The 17,838-nt window shown below is 63.0% G+C and carries 15 protein-coding genes and 1 riboswitch; of the genes, 11 read left to right on the top strand and 4 right to left on the bottom strand.

Translation table 11 applies throughout. The features are described 5' to 3' along the window. Positions 1–39 precede the first annotated feature (39 nt). Positions 40–1,467, top strand: coding sequence for a flagellar hook-length control protein FliK (locus ABH945_RS09585; RefSeq protein ID WP_429250427.1), 1,428 nt, complete (start codon positions 40–42; stop codon positions 1,465–1,467). Next, positions 1,467–1,826, top strand: coding sequence for an EscU/YscU/HrcU family type III secretion system export apparatus switch protein (locus tag ABH945_RS09580; RefSeq protein ID WP_074762443.1), 360 nt, complete (start codon positions 1,467–1,469; stop codon positions 1,824–1,826). Before ABH945_RS09585 ends, ABH945_RS09580 begins: the two co-directional genes overlap by 1 nt. A gap of 46 nt (positions 1,827–1,872) precedes the next feature. On the opposite strand, the gene ABH945_RS09575 is transcribed toward ABH945_RS09580, so the two are convergent. Both ABH945_RS09575 and ABH945_RS09570 read right to left on the bottom strand, forming a co-directional pair. Further along, positions 1,873–3,291: a coniferyl aldehyde dehydrogenase gene (locus ABH945_RS09575; protein ID WP_429250426.1), complete on the bottom strand. Its 1,419-nt coding sequence runs from the start codon at positions 3,289–3,291 to the stop codon at positions 1,873–1,875. Between the two features lie 108 nt (positions 3,292–3,399). Further along, complete coding sequence (locus ABH945_RS09570) at positions 3,400–5,094, bottom strand: isovaleryl-CoA dehydrogenase (protein WP_429250425.1); 1,695 nt, start codon at positions 5,092–5,094, stop codon at positions 3,400–3,402. A gap of 333 nt (positions 5,095–5,427) precedes the next feature. On the opposite strand from ABH945_RS09570, the gene ABH945_RS09565 reads away from it, so the two are divergent. After that, positions 5,428–7,086, top strand: coding sequence for a GMC family oxidoreductase (locus ABH945_RS09565; RefSeq protein ID WP_429250424.1), 1,659 nt, complete (start codon positions 5,428–5,430; stop codon positions 7,084–7,086). A gap of 88 nt (positions 7,087–7,174) precedes the next feature. On the opposite strand, the gene ABH945_RS09560 is transcribed toward ABH945_RS09565, so the two are convergent. Beyond that, entirely contained in the window at positions 7,175–8,137 is a 963-nt protein-coding gene (locus ABH945_RS09560) for a LysR substrate-binding domain-containing protein (protein ID WP_429250423.1), read from the bottom strand. 114 nt (positions 8,138–8,251) lie between these two features. Between ABH945_RS09560 and ABH945_RS09555 the strand changes: the two genes are divergently transcribed. The 6 genes from ABH945_RS09555 (at position 8,252) to metF (ending at position 13,413) form a co-directional block, all read left to right on the top strand. Next, entirely contained in the window at positions 8,252–8,728 is a 477-nt protein-coding gene (locus tag ABH945_RS09555) for a CidA/LrgA family protein (protein ID WP_074762439.1), read from the top strand. A gap of 36 nt (positions 8,729–8,764) precedes the next feature. Then, a complete protein-coding gene (locus tag ABH945_RS09550) occupies positions 8,765–9,496 on the top strand; it encodes an LrgB family protein (RefSeq protein WP_074762438.1) in 732 nt (243 codons plus the stop codon). A gap of 122 nt (positions 9,497–9,618) precedes the next feature. Further along, entirely contained in the window at positions 9,619–10,377 is a 759-nt protein-coding gene (locus tag ABH945_RS09545; protein ID WP_429250422.1) for a glycosyltransferase family 2 protein, read from the top strand. Positions 10,378–10,461: 84 nt separating this feature from the next. Beyond that, a riboswitch (S-adenosyl-L-homocysteine riboswitch) is annotated at positions 10,462–10,597 on the top strand. Positions 10,598–10,629: 32 nt separating this feature from the next. Beyond that, entirely contained in the window at positions 10,630–12,051 is a 1,422-nt protein-coding gene (gene ahcY / locus ABH945_RS09540; RefSeq protein WP_074762436.1) for an adenosylhomocysteinase, read from the top strand. Positions 12,052–12,217: 166 nt separating this feature from the next. Next, positions 12,218–12,571, top strand: a complete 354-nt coding sequence (locus ABH945_RS09535; protein WP_074762435.1) for a phage holin family protein — start codon at positions 12,218–12,220, stop codon at positions 12,569–12,571. An 11-nt stretch (positions 12,572–12,582) separates the two neighbouring features. Then, entirely contained in the window at positions 12,583–13,413 is an 831-nt protein-coding gene (metF, locus tag ABH945_RS09530) for a methylenetetrahydrofolate reductase [NAD(P)H] (protein ID WP_074762434.1), read from the top strand. Positions 13,414–13,478: 65 nt separating this feature from the next. On the opposite strand, the gene ABH945_RS09525 is transcribed toward metF, so the two are convergent. Continuing rightward, a complete protein-coding gene (locus ABH945_RS09525; RefSeq protein WP_429250421.1) occupies positions 13,479–14,111 on the bottom strand; it encodes a class I SAM-dependent methyltransferase in 633 nt (210 codons plus the stop codon). Between the two features lie 176 nt (positions 14,112–14,287). Between ABH945_RS09525 and ABH945_RS09520 the strand changes: the two genes are divergently transcribed. Next, positions 14,288–15,931 carry an ABC transporter substrate-binding protein gene (locus ABH945_RS09520; protein WP_429250420.1) on the top strand — a complete coding sequence of 548 codons (1,644 nt, stop codon included), beginning with the start codon at positions 14,288–14,290 and terminating at the stop codon, positions 15,929–15,931. Positions 15,932–16,128: 197 nt separating this feature from the next. Next, on the top strand, positions 16,129–17,757 hold the full coding sequence (locus ABH945_RS09515; protein WP_429250419.1) for an ABC transporter substrate-binding protein: 1,629 nt from the start codon (positions 16,129–16,131) through the stop codon (positions 17,755–17,757). Positions 17,758–17,838 lie beyond the last annotated feature (81 nt).

Raw genomic sequence — 17,838 nt, 5'->3', positions numbered from 1 at the left:
TGTTGAGCGGGCAGCCGCCAATGTGACCAAGGAATCGGCATGAACGGAATCGACACGGCTATCGCTTCGGCACTGACGAGCCGGGTCGACAGTCTGCTCGGCATCCAGCCGGGCAGCGCGGCCACCTCGCAGACCGGGGCGACGGGTGTCGGTAACGCGCCGACTACCGCGCCTCCCACGGCTGCTGCACCGCCGCCGCCGTCCGCGCAAACCGCGCTGTCGGCTGTCGCGCTGACGCTCGACGCGATTGCGCGCTCGGGCGGCGAGGCGACGCTGGCCGTGCTCGGCCAGACGCCGATCTGGGCGGCTGCGCCCGCGCTCGACGTGGAAGTCGAAGGGATGCCGCTGTTCGATACGCCGGCGGCGTCTGCTTCAGCCTCGACCTCGACCACCGCGCCGGCTGCGGCTTCGGGTGCAACGGCAACAGCCAGTGTCGCGGCGGCCCAGCTGCCAGTCGCGGCGCTTGCGGCGGCGCTCGAACAAACCGTCAGCGGCAGCGGTCTCTTTTACGAATCGCATCTTGCGCAGTGGCTCGCGGGCCAGCGCTCGCCCGACAGTCTCGGCGACGAAGCGCAGAACAAGCTGGTCGCCGAGGCCGCGCAATTGCCGCTCGACTGGACCGGCGACGATGCCGACGCGTCCGCGCCGAATCCCGCCAACCGGCAGGGCACGGGGGCGGCGGCCAATGGCGCGGGCAACGGCGCGCCGGACGCGAATGCCAACGCCAACGCCGCTTCCCGCCCCAATCAATCGATCCTGACGGCGCAAGCCGCGCGTTTCGCCGCGGGCGAGGTGCTGGCCAATTCGCTGTCCGATCTGAACAATCAGCCCCAATCCACTCACGCAAGTCTGCATAACGCGACTGCACCGAGCCTTGAATCCGGTTCGTCGCAGACCTCGCAGCAGGCGGCCGTGCATCCCGCGACGGTGCCGCTGGTGCGTCAGCAACTGGATCTGCTCGCCACCGGGCAGTTTCGCTGGACCGGCGAAGCGTGGCCGGGCGCGCGGCTCGACTGGACCATCGAACAGGACGGCGACGAGTGGGACCGCAGCGGCGGCGGGGCGGCGAGCGAGGACGATCAGCCGTGGCGCACGCGTCTGACGCTGTCGCTGCCGACGCTCGGCACCGTCGACGCCGAATTGACGCTGACCGGCACGCGGCTGGTCGCGCGCGTGCAGGCGAGTCCCGGTGGCGCGGCGCGGCTCGTGACGCAGGGCGAGAGTTTTCGTGAGCGGCTGGCGGCGGCGGGGATCGAGCTGAACGGCTTGCTGATCCGCGAGATCGGCGGAGGTGTGCCCGGCAGCGGGGCCAGCGCGACGAGTTCGGCGGGCGCTCAGGCGGCGGCTTCGGCTTATGCGCGGTCGGCTTCGGCGGCGGCTGCATCGACCGCTTCTGCTGCGGCGGCGAGCGCGTCCGGCCATCCCGCGGATGCCGCGCCGCGTTCCGATTTCGACTGGGATATCTGATGAGCCGCAAGAATCGCCGCAGTGCGGCCGCGCTCGTGTACGACTCCCAGGGTGGCGATGCCACGCCGCGCGTGGTCGCCAAAGGCTACGGCCTGGTCGCCGACATGATCGTGCAGCGCGCCAAGGAAGCGGGTCTGTATGTTCACGAAGCGCCCGAGATGGTGTCCCTGCTGATGCAGGTGGACCTCGACTCACGCATTCCGCCGCAGCTTTATCAGGCGGTGGCGGAATTGCTGGCGTGGTTGCATCGGCTGGAGAGCGGCGCGGATGTCGAGTCCGCCCACAACGCGAGCGACGACGAACAGGACGTGACCGACGTGGTAGCGACGGACGTCGCAGGCGAAACGCCCACGCGTTGAACAGGCGAGCGCCGGGGTTGCGCGCTCGCGTCGACCTGCATCGGCGTCAAAACCGCATCATCAACTTCAGCAACGCGTTGACCCGCTTGCCGTACGGCGGCGAGATCAGCCCACGTGCATTCAGCCGCGCCTGGGTCAGCACCGGCTTCATCTTCGAGAACGTGGCGAAGCCTTCGTAGCCGTGATACGCCCCCATTCCGCTTGCGCCGACACCGCCGAACGGCAGGCTTTCGCACGCCAGATGCATCAGCGTTTCGTTGATCGCCATACCGCCGGCAATCGTTTCGTGGGTCACGCGGTCGATCGTGCCGCTGTCGTCCGCATATAGATACAGCGCGAGCGGGCGGGGCCGGGCGTTGATCCACGCGATGGCGTCGTCGAGCGTGTCGTACGGGACGATCGGAAGTAGCGGCCCGAAAATTTCCTCCTGCATCAACGCGCATTCGTCCGGCGCGTTCGTGACGACGATCAACGGAAAGCGGCGGCTCGTCGGATCGGGCGCGGTGCCGGTCAGCGCGTGCAGTTGCGCGCCTGCGGCGAGTGCTTCGTCGGCGAGACGCTCCAGGCGCTCGAAGTGCCGCGCCGAAATGATCGACGTGTAGTCGGGATTCTGTTCGAAGCCGGGATACATCTTCGCCATTCGCGCGCGCGCCCGCTCGATGAACGCCTGCTCCTTGCCGCGCGGCACCAGCACGTAATCCGGCGCGATGCAGGTCTGGCCCGCGTTCAGCGTCTTGCCGGCGACGAGGTTATCCACCGCATTATCGAAGCGCGCGTGCGCACCGATGATGGCCGGCGACTTGCCGCCCAGTTCGAGCGTGACCGGCGTCAGATGTTCGGCGGCGGCGCGCATCACTTCATGACCGACCTTGGTCGAACCGGTGAACAGCAGGTGATCGAACGGTTGCGCGCTGAACGCGGCGGCCAGCGTCGCGTCGCCGTTGACGACCGCGACGTGATCGCGCGAAAAGGTCTGGCCGATCAGTTGCTCGAATAGCGCGGAGGTGCGCGGCGTCAGCTCGGACATCTTGATGATCGCGCGATTGCCGGCGGTCAACGCGCTGATCAGCGGACCCACCGCGAGCAGCACCGGATAATTCCACGGCACGATGATCCCGACCACGCCGAGCGGCTGCGGCACGACCTTCGCGCGCGCGGGCAGCAGCCATTTGTTGGTGCTGCGGCGCTGCGCTTTCATCCAGCGTTTGCCGTGCCTGAGCGCGGCGTCGATCTCTTCCTTCACCAGCAGAAACTCGGCGAGCAGCACTTCCTGTTTCGCGCGATTGCCGAAGTCGGCGTGCATGGTGTCGGCGAGCGCGTCGCGATTGTCGAGCATGACCTTGCGCAGCGCTTTCAGGTACGCCGCGCGGGTTTCCCACGACGGATACGGCGCGCGCAAATACGCATGACGCTGGTCGCGCAGCAGCGCTTCGAGCGCGGCGACTTCGGGCAGATCGTTCTTCATGGCTGTCCACTCCCTGATGGATGAGGTTGCGCGTTCGGGCGCGCTTATCTGATTAGTGATTGTTGTGTGGCGAAACGCATTGGCGTTAGCGCGAGCCCTGGAAAAAGCTCACGCGGGAAAAGCCCGCTCGACGATCGCCGCGTGATCGAATGTCGCCGGTAACGTGCCGTACACGCGACCGCTTTCGCCGCAATGATCAGCTAGACGCGTTGCGATAAACGCGTCGGCGACTCCGGTCGGCGCGTGCTTCGCGAGCAGCGTGCCCTGCGCGATCAGCACGATCTGCTGGGCGATGCGCCGCGCAGAACTTTCGCGGGCGTCGGCGGGACCGTTGAGCGTGGCGACCAGCCTGCCGAGCGCGGCGCTCAACGCAGGATGCGCCTGCGCGTCCGCGTGCCATGCCGCGAACAGCGCCTGCGCGGCTTCGGGCTCGCGCTCCATCGCGCGCAGCACGTCGAGGCACATTACGTTGCCCGAGCCTTCCCAGATCGAATTGACCGGCGCCTCACGATAGAAGCGCGCCATCGGGCCGGTTTCGACATAACCGTTGCCGCCCCAGACTTCCATCGCCTCGCCGGTGAACTCCAGCGCGCGCTTGCAGACCCAATATTTCGATGCGGGCGTAACGATGCGCCGCCAGGCGCGCTCGACCGGAGAGGCATTCGACGAAGACGCGTCAGCAGCGGACGCTTCGAACGCGCGCGCGAGGCGCATGAACAGCACCGTCGCCGCTTCCGATTCGAGCGCCAGATCGGCGAGGACATTGCGCATCAACGGTTGATCGACGAGACGGCGGCCGAACGCGCTGCGATGCCGCGCGTGGTGGATTGCCTGCACCAGCGCCGCGCGCATCAGCGCCGCGCTGCCGATCACGCAATCGAGCCGCGTGTAATTCGCCATTTCGATGATGGTCGGCACGCCGCGCCCTTCGTCGCCGATCATCACGCCGAACGCGTCGAGAAATTCGACTTCGCCGCTCGCGTTTGAGCGATTGCCGAGCTTGTCTTTCAGACGCTGAACCTGGACCGCGTTCTTGCTGCCGTCCGGCGCGAAACGCGGCACGAAGAAGCATGAGACGCCTTCGTGGTCGTCGGTGCGTGCGAGCACGAGATGCGCGTCACATTGCGGCGCGGAGAAAAACCACTTGTGACCGACGAGCCGGTATTCGCCGCCGCGTCCGCCGCCTGCGATTCGGTATGCGCGAGTCTGATTGCTGCGCACATCGGAGCCGCCCTGTTTCTCCGTCATACCCATGCCGATCATCGCGGATCGCTTCTGCGCGAGCGGAATATCACGCGGATCGTGCTCGCGCGCATAAAGCTTGTCGCGCAGCATCTCGAACAGCGCGGGTTCGCGTTGCAGCACGGGGATGCTCGCAAACGTCATGGTCAGCGGACACAGCGAACCGGATTCGAGTTGCGCATGCAGAAAGTAACTGGCGCAACGCGCGACCATTGCACCCGCTTGCGGATCGGAAAAAGGCAGCGCCTGCAAGCCTTCGCGGCGCTGCAGCGAAAGCAGTTCATGCCACGCGGGATGAAACTCCAGCGCGTCGATCCGTTCGCCCCGCGGGCTATGCGTGATCAGTTCGGGCGAATGACGATTGGCGAGTTCGGCGAGTGCGAGCGTGTCAGGCGTGCTGAGCGAAGCGCCGTGCCGCAGCAGCGTCTTGCGATGCCAGCCGGCGCCGTCGCGTTCGAGTGCGTCGGACAGGGCGGTGTCGCAGGAAAACAGGTTGTAGTCCGCGAGCGGCGGAGCCTGGTTTGTCACCTCGTGCGTCTGGCCGATGCTGTGCCGTTCCATCTGCTGTCTCCGTTCACCGCGAGGTCGCCGCTGCCGGGCCGCGCGACGATGTGTTTTGATGCGCCAGATATGCGCTGTTTCATTACCGCGCGTCACGTCGCACGCTATGAGGACGACGCGTGCCGTGCGCTGTTTGAATGCCGCGAAAGGCCGCCTGGCCGCCGCGAGCGCGTCTTTCATCATAGGGTCGCGGGGGCGCTTGCGTTTAGAGGAATCGCTCTGGCACGAACCCGCCTCAGCCCCTGAACGCTCCCTACAATGCCGTTGAAACACACGTAGACAAGTGTGCACGAGACAGGGCTCGCGAGCAACGCGGCCCACAAGGAGGAGCGGATGCAATACGACTACATCATCGTCGGTGCAGGCTCGGGCGGTTGCTCGCTGGCGAGCCGTCTCGCGGATAGCTGCCCCGACGCGACGATCGCGCTGATCGAAGCCGGTCCGCATACGGACCGCAATCTGTTCGTCAACATGCCGGTGGGCGTCGCGGTCGTCGTGCCGCAAAAGCTCAAAACCAATTACGGTTATCTGACGACTCCGCAACCGGGGCTCGACGGACGGCAAGGCTATCAGCCGCGTGGACGCGGCTTCGGCGGATCGAGCGCGATCAACGCGATGATCTACACGCGCGGCCATCCACTCGATTACGACGAATGGGCACGACTGGGCTGCGAAGGGTGGTCGTGGTCGGACGTGCTGCCGTACTTCCGGCGCGCCGAAGGTAACGAGCGCGGCGCCGACGCGTGGCACGGCGATGCCGGGCCGCTGACCGTTTCGGATCTGCGCTATCAGAACCCGTTTTCGAAGCGCTTCGTGAAGGCGGCGCTCGAAGCCGGTTACAAGCCGAATGGCGATTTCAACGGCGCGGATCAGGAAGGCGTCGGCTTTTATCAGGTGACGCAGCGCGACGGACGCCGTTGCAGCGTCGCGCGCGCCTATATCTACGACCGCGCACGCCCCAACCTGCATACGATCGCGGACGCCACGGTGCTACGCGTGACTTTCGAGGGCAAGCGCGCGAGTGGCGTCGAGATCGTGCGGGGCGGCAAAACCGAAACGCTCGAAGCGCGCGCCGAGGTGGTGCTCGCGGCGGGCGCGTTCAACTCGCCACAACTGCTGATGTGCTCGGGCATCGGGCCTGCCGCACATCTCCAATCGCACGGCATCAATGTGTTGCACGACGCGCCCGAGGTCGGCCAGAACCTCATCGATCACGTCGATTTCACGATCAACAAGCGCGTTTCATCGATCGAGCCGACGGGCTTTTCGCTGCGCGGCATCGCGCGGATGCTGCCGCAGTTCGTCACGTTCATGCGTGAGGGGCGCGGCATGCTGTCGAGCAATGTCGCCGAGGCGGGCGGTTTTCTGAAGAGCAGTCCGACGCTCGACCGGCCCGATCTGCAACTGCATTTCTGCGCCGCCATCGTCGACGATCACAACCGTCATATGCACTGGGGACACGGCTATTCGCTGCATGTTTGCGTGCTGCGGCCGCACAGTCGTGGCAGCGTCATGCTCGCCAGCCCCGATGCACGCACCGCGCCGTTGATCGATCCACGCTTTCTCAGCGATTCGCGCGATCTCGATCTGCTGGTGGACGGCGCGAAGATGGCGCGGCGCATTCTCGATTCGCCGTCGCTCGCGGTACACGGCGGGCGCGAGTTGTACACGCATTCGGGGCAATCGGAGGCGGAATTGCGCCGCACCATCGCCGAACACGCCGATACGATCTATCACCCGGTCGCGACCTGCCGGATGGGCGGCGATGTACGTTCGGTCGTCGATCCGCAATTGCGGGTGAGGGGCGTGACCGGGTTGCGGATCGTCGATGCATCGGTGATGCCGACGTTGATCGGCGGGAACACGAATGCGCCGACGGTGATGATCGGCGAACGTGCTGCCGAGTTGATCGCAGCGAGTCGGCGGGATGCGCAGGGACCGTTGGGAACGGTCTCGAACGACGTGCAGGTAAAGGCTGCGTCGGCGGCTTGAATTGACTGACGGTGGCGCAGTATCTAATTCGATGCGCGACCGTCATTCAGCCGGCTCAAGTCATCGTCAGATGCGAACCGGCGTTTCGTCATTCGGCTGACGGCGTCGGCGGTGCCGCTGCGATACTCGTCATCCCGATTCCCGGGCCGAGCATGAATTCATCGCCCGCCTGGCCGGGCAGCGTTTCGCGGGCCACCTCAAGCCACGCGCGCGCCGCATGCGACAGATAACCGTTGCGGCGCCAGCCAATCGCCATTTCCCACGGAATCTCCGGTTCGACGACCGGCAAGCACGTGAATTGCGCGGGATCGAGCCGCCGGCAATAAGGCGCGGGCAGCAATGCAATGCCGACTCCGGCCAGCACCAGCGCCGCCATGAAATCCCAATGTCCGCTGCGCCCGACGATCGTCGGTGCAAAGCCCGCCGCGCGGCACGCATTCAGCACCACGTCGTTCAACGCGAGACTCTCGCCGTAGAACACGAACGGCTCGTTCGCCAGTTGCGCGAGCGGCACCTCGTGCAGCGCGTCCCACCGCGAACCCGTGCGTGAGACGAGCCAGAGGAGTTGACGCGTCATCGGCAGCACTTCGATGTTTTCCGGGTCGACCGGTTGCAGCACTCCGCCGAGTTCCAGTTCCCCGTTGATCAACGCTGTTTCGATCGCGCGCGAACCCTGCTCAAACAGCTTCAGTTCGATTTTTGGATACCGCTGACGGAACGCCGCGATGGCCGGCGTGAACAGCGCCCCGCCCATCGGCGGGATTCCGATGGTGAGTTCGCCGCCCTCGAGCGTGCCGAGATCGTTCAGTTCGGCCTGCAATCGCGCATGCGCCGCGAGCACGTCCTGTCCGCGCTGATAAACGATGCGGCCGGCATCGGTCAGCACCATCTGACGCCCGTCGCGCAGCAGCAGCGGCGAGCCGATTTCGTCTTCCAGCGACTTCACCATCTTGCTGATGGTCGGCTGCGTGACGAACATCTGCTCGGCGGCGACGGTGAAGCTCTGCTGACGAACCACTTCGACGAAGTATCGCAACGCACGTAGTTCCACGATCTCGGGCTCCGAAATTCCAATTTGGAATAATTTTGATGATTGTAAGTCATTATATTTATGATGCAGTGCAACCTATACTGACTTTTTTCCGAAGTCCATCCAGGGATTGCCATGGCCTCGCCCGTTCTCGCTCCGTCTGCCGCTGATGCCCGACCCGGCCCGGCCGGTGGCGTCGCGCGGGTTGGCCGGATCGCCCGGATTGCAGTGCAGAGCGCCGCGATAGCCGGCCTCTGGCTCGCTGCCGATTTCGTCGTCCGCACTTTGCATCTGCCGGTTCCCGGCGGCGTGGTCGGACTGCTCGTGCTGCTCGCGTTGCTATTTTGCGGCGGCATCGCGCCGCGCTGGATCAAGGCGGGCGCCGACTGGCTGCTGTCCGACATGCTGCTGTTCTTCATTCCGGCGGCGGTTGCGGCGGTGCAATACGGCGGCCTGTTCCGCGAGGACGGCTGGCGGCTGGCGCTGGTGGTCGTCGCGGGGACGCTGATGGTGATGGTCGCGGTGGCTTTCGCGGTCGAACAGGCCGCGCGGCTGGAGCGTCGTCTTGCGCTGCGCCGCGCGCTGATCGCGCGGCAGGCTTCGCGGATCTGAATTTCCGCACGCATCATTTTTGCCGGAAGCCTGTCCATGAGCCCGCTCTACGCGTCAATTTCATCCCTCTTTGCCGACGACGCCTCGCGTCTGATCGCGGCCGGCTGCCTGGTGCTGACCGTCGTGCTGTACTTCGCGTCGAAGGCGCTGTACGCGCGCTTCAAGACGCTCTGGCTCACGCCGCTCGTGGCCGTGCCTGCGGTGCTCGCGGCCATCGTGCTGGTCGCGCACATTCCGTATCCCGTCTATTTCGAGGACACCCGCTGGCTGATGTGGCTGCTCGGACCCGCCACCGTCGCGTTCGCCGTGCCGATTTATGAATATCGCGAGTTGCTGAAACGGCATTGGATTTCGCTGACCGTCGGGGTGACGGTCGGGATACTGGTCGGTGTCGGTGGCTCGTTGATGCTGGCGAAGCTTCTGCATTTGTCGCCGGAATTGCAACGCAGTCTGATGACTCGTTCCGTATCGACACCGTTTGCGCTTGCCGTCTCCGACAAGATTCATGCGCCGAAGGACCTCACCGCGTTGTTCGTGATCGCGACCGGCGTCTGCGGGATGCTGTTCGGCGAACTCGTGCTGGGCCTCGTGCCGTTGCGCACGCGGCTCGCTCGCGGCGCGTTGTTCGGCGCGGCTGCGCATGGTGTGGGCACCGCGAAGGCGCGGGAATTGGGTAGCGAAGAGGGTGTGGTCGCCAGCCTGACGATGATGATCGCCGGCGTCGTGATGGTATTGCTCGCGCCGATGCTGGGGTTGCTGCCGATCTGAAGCTGCCTTGTCAGCAACTGCGCCGCTCAGCGTATTGGATTTCGGGATGAGCCAGGCCGGAAGCCGGATACCATCGCCAGCCTTCCACCAACAACGGCCTGCCGCGCGGCACGGTTCGATCCATGACGCCGATCACGATCCTCATCCCCTGTTACAACGGCGCGGCGACCCTTGGGCGCGCGCTCGAAAGTTGCCTGATCCAACCGGAAGCCGCGCAGATTCTGGTCGTGGACGACGGCTCGACCGATCGCTCCAGTGACATCGCCATCCAGTTCAGCCGCCGCGATCCGCGCGTGAACCTGCTGCGTATGCCGCAGAACGGCGGCCCGGCGCGGGCGCGCAACTGGGGTGCGCTAAATGCGTCGCATGGAGTGCTAGCCTTCCTCGACGCCGACGACGAATATCTGCCCGGTGCACTCGCCGCCGCAAGCATGTTCCTCACCGGTAACCCCGGCGCGGTGTCCGTGCGGCTCGATGTCGATTACACGGATTTTCCCGCCGATCTCACCGCGCATCCCGACTTCGCGGCGCACGCGGCCACGCTTAGCAATACGGTGCCGAGCAGCCTGATCATCCGGCGGGCGGCTTTTGCGGCGCTCGGCGGCTTTCCGATGGACAAAGGTTTTCGCCGGATCGGCGGAGAAGACGGCGCGTTTTCGTGGACCTTGCGCGAGCTTTTCGGCAATCCGCGTCTCGACGATGCGAAACGCGTGCGCATGCATTACCACGCGGGCATCCACGCCGAACGTTACTTTCGCATTGCGCTCGGCCTGCAAACGCCCGATCCCGCCGACGTCGAAGAAGCGTTCCGGCTCTCGCAGCAATTCCTCGACACCGCGCGCGCAGGCTTCATGCAATTACGCGCGGCGCATGTCAGTTAGACGCGCGCAACGGGGACGCGGAACCGTCCCCAAAATCCAATCCTGACGCCCTGAAGTTATCTCGATTTGCTACAATCGCCGTTCGTCTTCGAGGAGCGTTGCGACGGGTACCGCGAATCAACATTCGCCGGCCGCCCGCCAGGCTCGAAGGCTTCAATCGGAGGGCCATGAATGCGCATTGCGCTTTCTTATCCACCGCATCGAACCGCGCTCACGTCAAATTTCTAGTCACTATTTAGAAAGGAGGGCGTGATGAACGCCGCAGTTATCGATTCCAAAAATTCCCAGGATTACCTCGTTGCCGACATGTCGCTTGCCGACTGGGGCCGCAAGGAACTCAACATTGCCGAGACGGAAATGCCCGGCCTCGTGCAAACGCGCGAAGAGTACAAGGCGCAGCAGCCGCTGAAGGGCGCGCGCATTGCAGGTTCGCTGCACATGACGATCCAGACCGGCGTGCTGATCGAGACGCTGACCGCGCTCGGCGCCGACGTCCGCTGGGCATCGTGCAACATTTTCTCGACGCAGGACCACGCTGCAGCGGCCATCGCCCAGGCTGGCGTGCCGGTGTTTGCGTTCAAGGGCGAATCGCTCGACGAATACTGGGAATTCTCGCACCGCATTTTCGAATGGCCGAACGGCGAATTCGCCAACATGATCCTCGACGACGGCGGCGACGCCACGTTGCTGCTGATCCTCGGCGCGAAGGCTGAGAAAGACCGCTCGGTCATCTCGAAGCCGACCAACGAAGAAGAAGTCGCGCTGTACAAGTCGATCGCCTCGCACCTCGACGCCGATCCGACTTGGTACTCGACGCGTCTGTCGCACATTCAGGGCGTGACCGAAGAAACTACGACCGGCGTGCACCGTCTGTATCAGATGGAAAAGGAAGGCCGCCTGCCGTTCCCGGCGATCAACGTCAACGACTCGGTCACCAAGTCGAAGTTCGACAACCTGTACGGTTGCCGTGAGTCGCTGGTCGACGGTATCAAGCGCGCCACCGACGTGATGATCGCGGGCAAGATCGCGGTGGTCGCAGGTTACGGCGACGTGGGCAAGGGCTGCGCGCAATCGCTGCGCGGTCTGGGCGCCACCGTGTGGGTCACCGAAATCGATCCGATCTGCGCACTGCAGGCCGCGATGGAAGGCTACCGCGTCGTGACGATGGAATACGCCGCCGACAAGGCCGACATCTTCGTGACGGCAACCGGCAACTTCCACGTGATCGGCCACGACCACATGGCAGCAATGCGCCACAACGCGATTGTCTGCAACATCGGTCACTTCGATTCGGAAATCGACATTGCGTCGACCCGCAAGTACCAGTGGGACAACATCAAGCCGCAAGTCGACCACATCATTTTCCCGGACGGCAAGCGCGTGATCCTGCTGGCCGAAGGCCGTCTGGTGAACCTGGGTTGTGCAACGGGCCACCCGTCGTTCGTGATGTCGAACTCGTTCACGAACCAGACGCTCGCGCAGATCGAACTGTTCACGCAAGGCGACAAGTACGAGAACAAGGTGTACGTGCTGCCGAAGCATCTGGACGAGAAGGTTGCACGCCTGCATCTGGCGCGCATCGGCGCGAACCTGACCGTGCTGTCGGACGAGCAGGCCGGCTACATCGGCGTCGACAAGAACGGTCCGTTCAAGCCGAACCACTATCGCTACTAAGCGCGTGTACCCGGCGCGTGCATCGCATTGCGCCGGATACACCGGCGGTCGTAAAAGCATGAAAGTCTGAGAACACGGCGGCGCGCAATGCGCCGCTTTGTTCGCCATGCCCGTGCTTTGACCGCCTTTCCCATTCAACGGACATCCTGCCTGTAAGGAGCTCTACATGACCGTGCTGCTGACCTGGCTGATCAACGCGCTCGCGCTGCTGATCATCACCTACCTCGTTCCGTCGATCCACATCCGCAGTTTCGGCACCGCCCTGATCGTCGCGGTGGTGCTCGGATTGATCAATACGGTGCTGCGCCCGGTGCTGATCCTGTTGACGCTGCCCGTCACGATCATCACGCTCGGACTCTTCATTCTCGTGGTCAATGCGCTGTGCTTCTGGCTGTGCGCGTCGCTGCTGAAGGGCTTTGAAGTGTCGGGTTTCTGGTCGGCGTTCTTTGGCTCGATTCTGTACAGCATCGTTTCGTGGCTGCTGTCCGCGCTTATTTTCGGCAACCGCAGTTTAGGTTGACCTACTGAATCATGAACCCGATCGAACTTTCATTCGAATTTTTCCCGCCTAAAACGCAGGAAGGCGTCGAAAAACTGCGCGCCACGCGCGCGGAACTCGCGACGTTCAAGCCCAAGTTCGTGTCCGTCACGTTCGGCGCCGGCGGCTCGACGCAGCAAGGCACGCTCGATACCGTCGTCGACCTTGCGAAGAGCGGCGTCGAAGCAGCGCCGCATCTGTCGTGCATCGGTTCGTCGAAAGAAAGCCTGCGCGCGATTCTCAACGAGTACCGTGCGCACGGCATTCGCCATATCGTCGCGCTGCGCGGCGATCTGCCGTCCGGCATGGGCGAAGTCGGCGAACTGCGTTATGCGTCGGAACTGGTGAGCTTTATCCGCGCCGAGTTCGGCGACTGGTTCTGGATCGAGGTGGCCGGTTACCCGGAATACCACCCGCAGTCGCGCTCGCCGCGTCACGATCTGGAAAACTTCGCCCGCAAGGTGAAGGCCGGCGCGAATTCCGCGATCACGCAGTATTTCTTCAATGCGGACGCGTATTTCCGTTTCGTCGACGACGCGCACAAGCTCGGCGTAGACGTGCCGATCGTGCCGGGCATCATGCCGATCACGAACTTTTCGCAACTGATGCGCTTCTCCGAAATGTGCGGTGCCGAAGTGCCGCGCTGGGTCGCGCGCCGGCTGGAAAGTTTTGGCGACGATCGCGAGTCGATTCGCGCGTTCGGACTGGATGTGGTCGCGGACCTGTGCCAGCGTCTGATCGACGCCAAGGTGCCGGGCCTGCATTTCTACACGCTGAACAGCGCTGTGGCGACGAAGGCGATTTGTGAACGGCTGGGCGCTTAAACGCTCTGCCGGGTGATTTATCCGCGCGGCTGCAATGGCCGCGCGGCCTGCCTTCTGGCTGGCTTCTAGTCCGACAGCTTCCGCACGTAAAGCTGGTACAGCGGCGCGGACAACACCTCCACCTTGCGAAAGTTCAGATTGACGAACGCGTCGATCGCGGGCTTTGGACATCGCAACGGATCTTTGCCTGACGGCAACGCCTCCGACCACAAATAGTCGTCGAACGCGATCACTCCGCCGATTCTCAGCAGCCTGAAGCCGAGCACGGCATCCACCAGCACGTCTGCCGCCTGATGCGAGCCGTCAACGTAGACAAAGTCGAAATAGCCTTTTTTGCCCGCGGCGATCAGACCGGCGAGGCAGTCGTCGGAAAAACCTTTGTGCACTTCGATCGTCGCGCGGCCCGGATATCTGGCCGCCGCCAGCGCGACATTGTGATGAAAGCGCCGCTCGACCGAATTCATGTCGGCGGGCGCGTCGCCGCCCGGCTGATGCTCGACGCCGCCTTCCCAGGTGTCGATGCAATGCAGTTCGAGCGGATGGCGCGGAGCCAGCGCGTCGATCAGATAACAGGCGCTCGCGCCTTCGTACGAGCCGATTTCGAGAATCCTGGCGGGGGCAAGCTGCGGCATCAACTGATCCCAGACGCCTCTGGCAACTGTCTCGAACCAGTTATTGGTGAATTGATACGAAGTCATGATGCGGGCCGGGCGGTGGTCGAAACCGGCCATTATGGGGCGGTGGCTATTCCAAAAAAGACGGCCGCCAGCACAGCGCATCGGACTGGAAGCAAATGGTAAGCCCTTGTTGAAGCTCATTTTTGTGCTGTCTATGATCGAAGCGCAGTCGATCCGGCTGCTGTGCGGAGGACGATATGACAGTGTCACGAAAGCTGTTTGCGGTTCACCAGTTCTGCCTGCCCGCCGTTACCGCGTTCGCGGTCGCCGCGAGCGCCATGATTTACGCCCCAGCCCAGGCCGCCACGCTGCCCGACAAGACTCTCGTGTTCTGCTCCGAGGGCAGTCCGGCGGGCTTCGATACCGCGCAATACACCACGAGCGTCGAATTCAGCGCGGGTTCCTACACGGTCTACAACCGGCTGATCGAGTTTGCGCACGGCAGCACTGATATCGAACCGGGCCTCGCCGAAAAATGGGACGTTTCGCCCGACGGCCTGACCTACACGTTCCATTTGCGCCCCGGCGTCAAATTCCAGACCACGTCGTTTTTCAAGCCGACGCGCGACATGAATGCCGACGACGTCGTCTTCACATTCCAGCGGATGCTTGATCCGGATCAGCCGTTCCGCAAGGCGTACGCGGTGCCGTTTCCGTATTTCAACGATCTGGGGCTGGCGAAAAACATCTCGAAGATCGAGAAAGTCGATCCGTCGACAGTTCGCTTTACGCTGAAAGAAGTCGATGCGCCGTTTTTACAACAGATAGCGATGCCGTTCGCGTCGATTCTGTCGGCCGAATATGCCGACCAGTTACTGAAAGCGGGTAAGGCGTCCGATATCAACCAATATCCGGTCGGCACCGGCCCATTCATATTCCGCAGTTATACGAAGGACGATTCGATTCGCTTCGACGGTAATCCCGATTACTGGAAGCCAGGCGTGGTCAAAGTCAGCAAACTGATTTTCGCGATTACCGTCGATCCCGCCGTGCGTTTGCAGAAATTAAAGCGTGGTGAATGTCAGGTGATGGCGTATCCGCGTCCCGCCGATATTCCGGCGGTGAAAGCGGATTCATCGCTCGCGATGCCGAGTCAGGTGGGCTTCAATCTCGGCTATATCGCGTACAACACGACGAAAAAGCCGCTCGATAACGTGCTGGTGCGCCGCGCGCTCGATATGTCGGTCAACAAGAAGGCGATTATCGATTCGGTCTATCAGGGCGCGGGCCAGGCGGCGACCAACCCGATGCCGCCGACCCAGTGGGGCTACGACAAGAATCTGAAGGACGCACCGTACGACACCGACAAGGCGAAAGCGCTGCTGAAACAGGCGGGTTATCCCGACGGTTTCGAACTCACTTTATGGGCGATGCCGGTTCAACGGCCATATAACCCGAATGCGCGTCTGATGGCCGAAATGCTCCAGGCCGATTGGGCAAAAATCGGCGTAAAGGTCAATATCGCGACGTATGAATGGGGTGAATACATTCGCCGTGCCCATGCAGGCGAGCATCAGGCGATGCTGATCGGCTGGACCGGCGATTATGGCGACCCGGATAACTGGCTCGGCGTATTGCTCGGCTGCGACGCGGTAAATGGCAGTAACTTTTCCAAATGGTGCTACAAGCCTTACGACGATCTGATTCGAAAAGGCCGTGGCACGACCGATATGGCCGAGCGCACCAAGGCTTATACGGAAGCGCAGGAAATTTTCAAAGACCAGGTGCCATTCACGCCAATCGCCCACTCCACGGTGTATCAGCCGATCAGCAAGAACGTGGTGGGTTTCAAGGTCGACCCGTTCGGTCCGACTCAATTCATGAATGTCGGGCTGAAATAGCCGCATCAGGACGCATTTTTGCTTCCACTCTCCGCTTGAACCGCAAGCTCCGGCCCGCGCCGGCGCTTGCGGCCGCCCTTATGCCCTAAGTGTTTCCTATCGTCAACACGGGTAATTTCCTCCGCTTGTTGCTGCGAGCCATGCTCAAGTAATATCGCGCTACGCTGGCGGTAGCCGGCCCCGAACCTGGAGGAAACATGAAGCAAAACAATCTGTTGCGCGCCGTGCGTGTTACGACGCTCGTCGCCGCTGCAGCGGCATCGCTGGTGGGCGCGAACAACGCGCGCGCCGAGATTCCGAACAAGACTCTCGTCTACTGCTCAGAAGGCAGCCCTGCGGGTTTCGATCCTGCCCAATACACGACGGGTGTCGACTTCACGGCCAACACGTTCACCGTTTATAACCGTCTCGTCGAATTCGAACGCGGCGGTACGAAAGTCGAACCCGGTCTTGCAGAGAAGTGGGATGTGTCGGCGGATGGCAAGACCTACACGTTCCATCTGCGTCATGGCGTGAAGTTCCAGACCACGTCGTTCTTCAAGCCGACCCGCGATTTCAACGCGGACGACGTCGTGTTCTCGTTCCAGCGCATGCTGGACCCGAACCAGCCGTTCCGTAAGGCCTACCCGGTGCAGTTCCCGTACTTCACCGACATGGGCCTCGACAAGCTGATCACCAGCGTCGAAAAGGTCGATCCTTACACGGTCAAGTTCACGCTGAAGGAAGTCAACGCGCCGTTCATCCAGAATCTGGCGATGGAATACGCGTCGATCCTGTCGGCCGAATATGCGGATCAACTGCTGAAGGCCGGCAAGGCGTCGGACATCAACCAGTTCCCGGTCGGCACGGGCCCCTTCATTTTCCGCAGCTACACGAAAGACGCGACGATCCGCTTCGACGGCAATCCGACGTACTGGAAGCCGAACGCGGTGAAGATCTCGAAGCTGATCTTCTCGATCACGCCGGACGCCGGTGTGCGCGTGCAGAAGATCAAGCGCGACGAATGCCAGGTGATGAGCTATCCGCGTCCCGCCGACATCGCGCCGCTGAAGGCCGAAGCCAACATCGACATGCCGTCGCAGCCGGGCTTCAACCTCGGCTATCTCGCGTACAACGTGACGCACAAGCCGGTGGACAAGGTCGAAGTGCGTCAGGCGCTCGACATGGCGATCAACAAGAAGGCGATCATCGAGTCGGTGTACCAGGGTGCGGGCCAGCTCGCGACCAACCCGATGCCGCCGACCCAATGGTCGTTCTACAAAGACCTGAAGGCTGCCCCGTACGATTCGGCCAAGGCCAAGGACCTGCTGGCGAAGGCCGGTTATCCGAACGGCTTCGACATCACGCTGTGGGCGATGCCGGTGCAACGCGCGTACAACCCGAATGCCCGTCTGATGGCCGAGATGATCCAGGCCGACTGGGCCAAGATCGGCGTGAAGGCGAAGATCGTCACGTACGAATGGGGTGAGTACATCAAGCGCGCGCACGCCGGTGAAGACGACACGATGCTGATCGGCTGGACCGGCGACAACGGCGATCCGGACAACTGGCTCGGCACGCTGCTCGGCTGCGAAGCGGTGAATGGCAACAACTTCTCGAAGTGGTGCTACAAGCCGTTCGACGACCTGATCCAGAAGGGCCGTGTGACGTCCGACGTGGCTGCACGCACGAAGGCTTACATCGAAGCGCAGCAGATTTTCGCGCAGCAACTGCCGTTCTCACCGATTGCTCACTCGACGGTGTATCAGCCGGTGAGCAAGAAGGTGGTCGACATGCGCATCGAGCCGCTTGGCTATGCACGCTTTGACGGCGTGAGCGTCAAGTAAGCGGTTTGGCACGTCATAAAATTTGCGCAGTACGCTTTTCGCACGGTTAGAAAACTGGTCGAAATGGTCCGGCGACCGGGG

It is taken from the genome of Paraburkholderia sp. GAS333 (assembly GCF_050435665.1).
GTDB classification, from domain to species: domain Bacteria; phylum Pseudomonadota; class Gammaproteobacteria; order Burkholderiales; family Burkholderiaceae; genus Paraburkholderia; species Paraburkholderia fungorum_A.
Note: the sequence above shows the minus strand (reverse complement) of the source record. Positions and strands in the feature narration are given on the sequence as shown.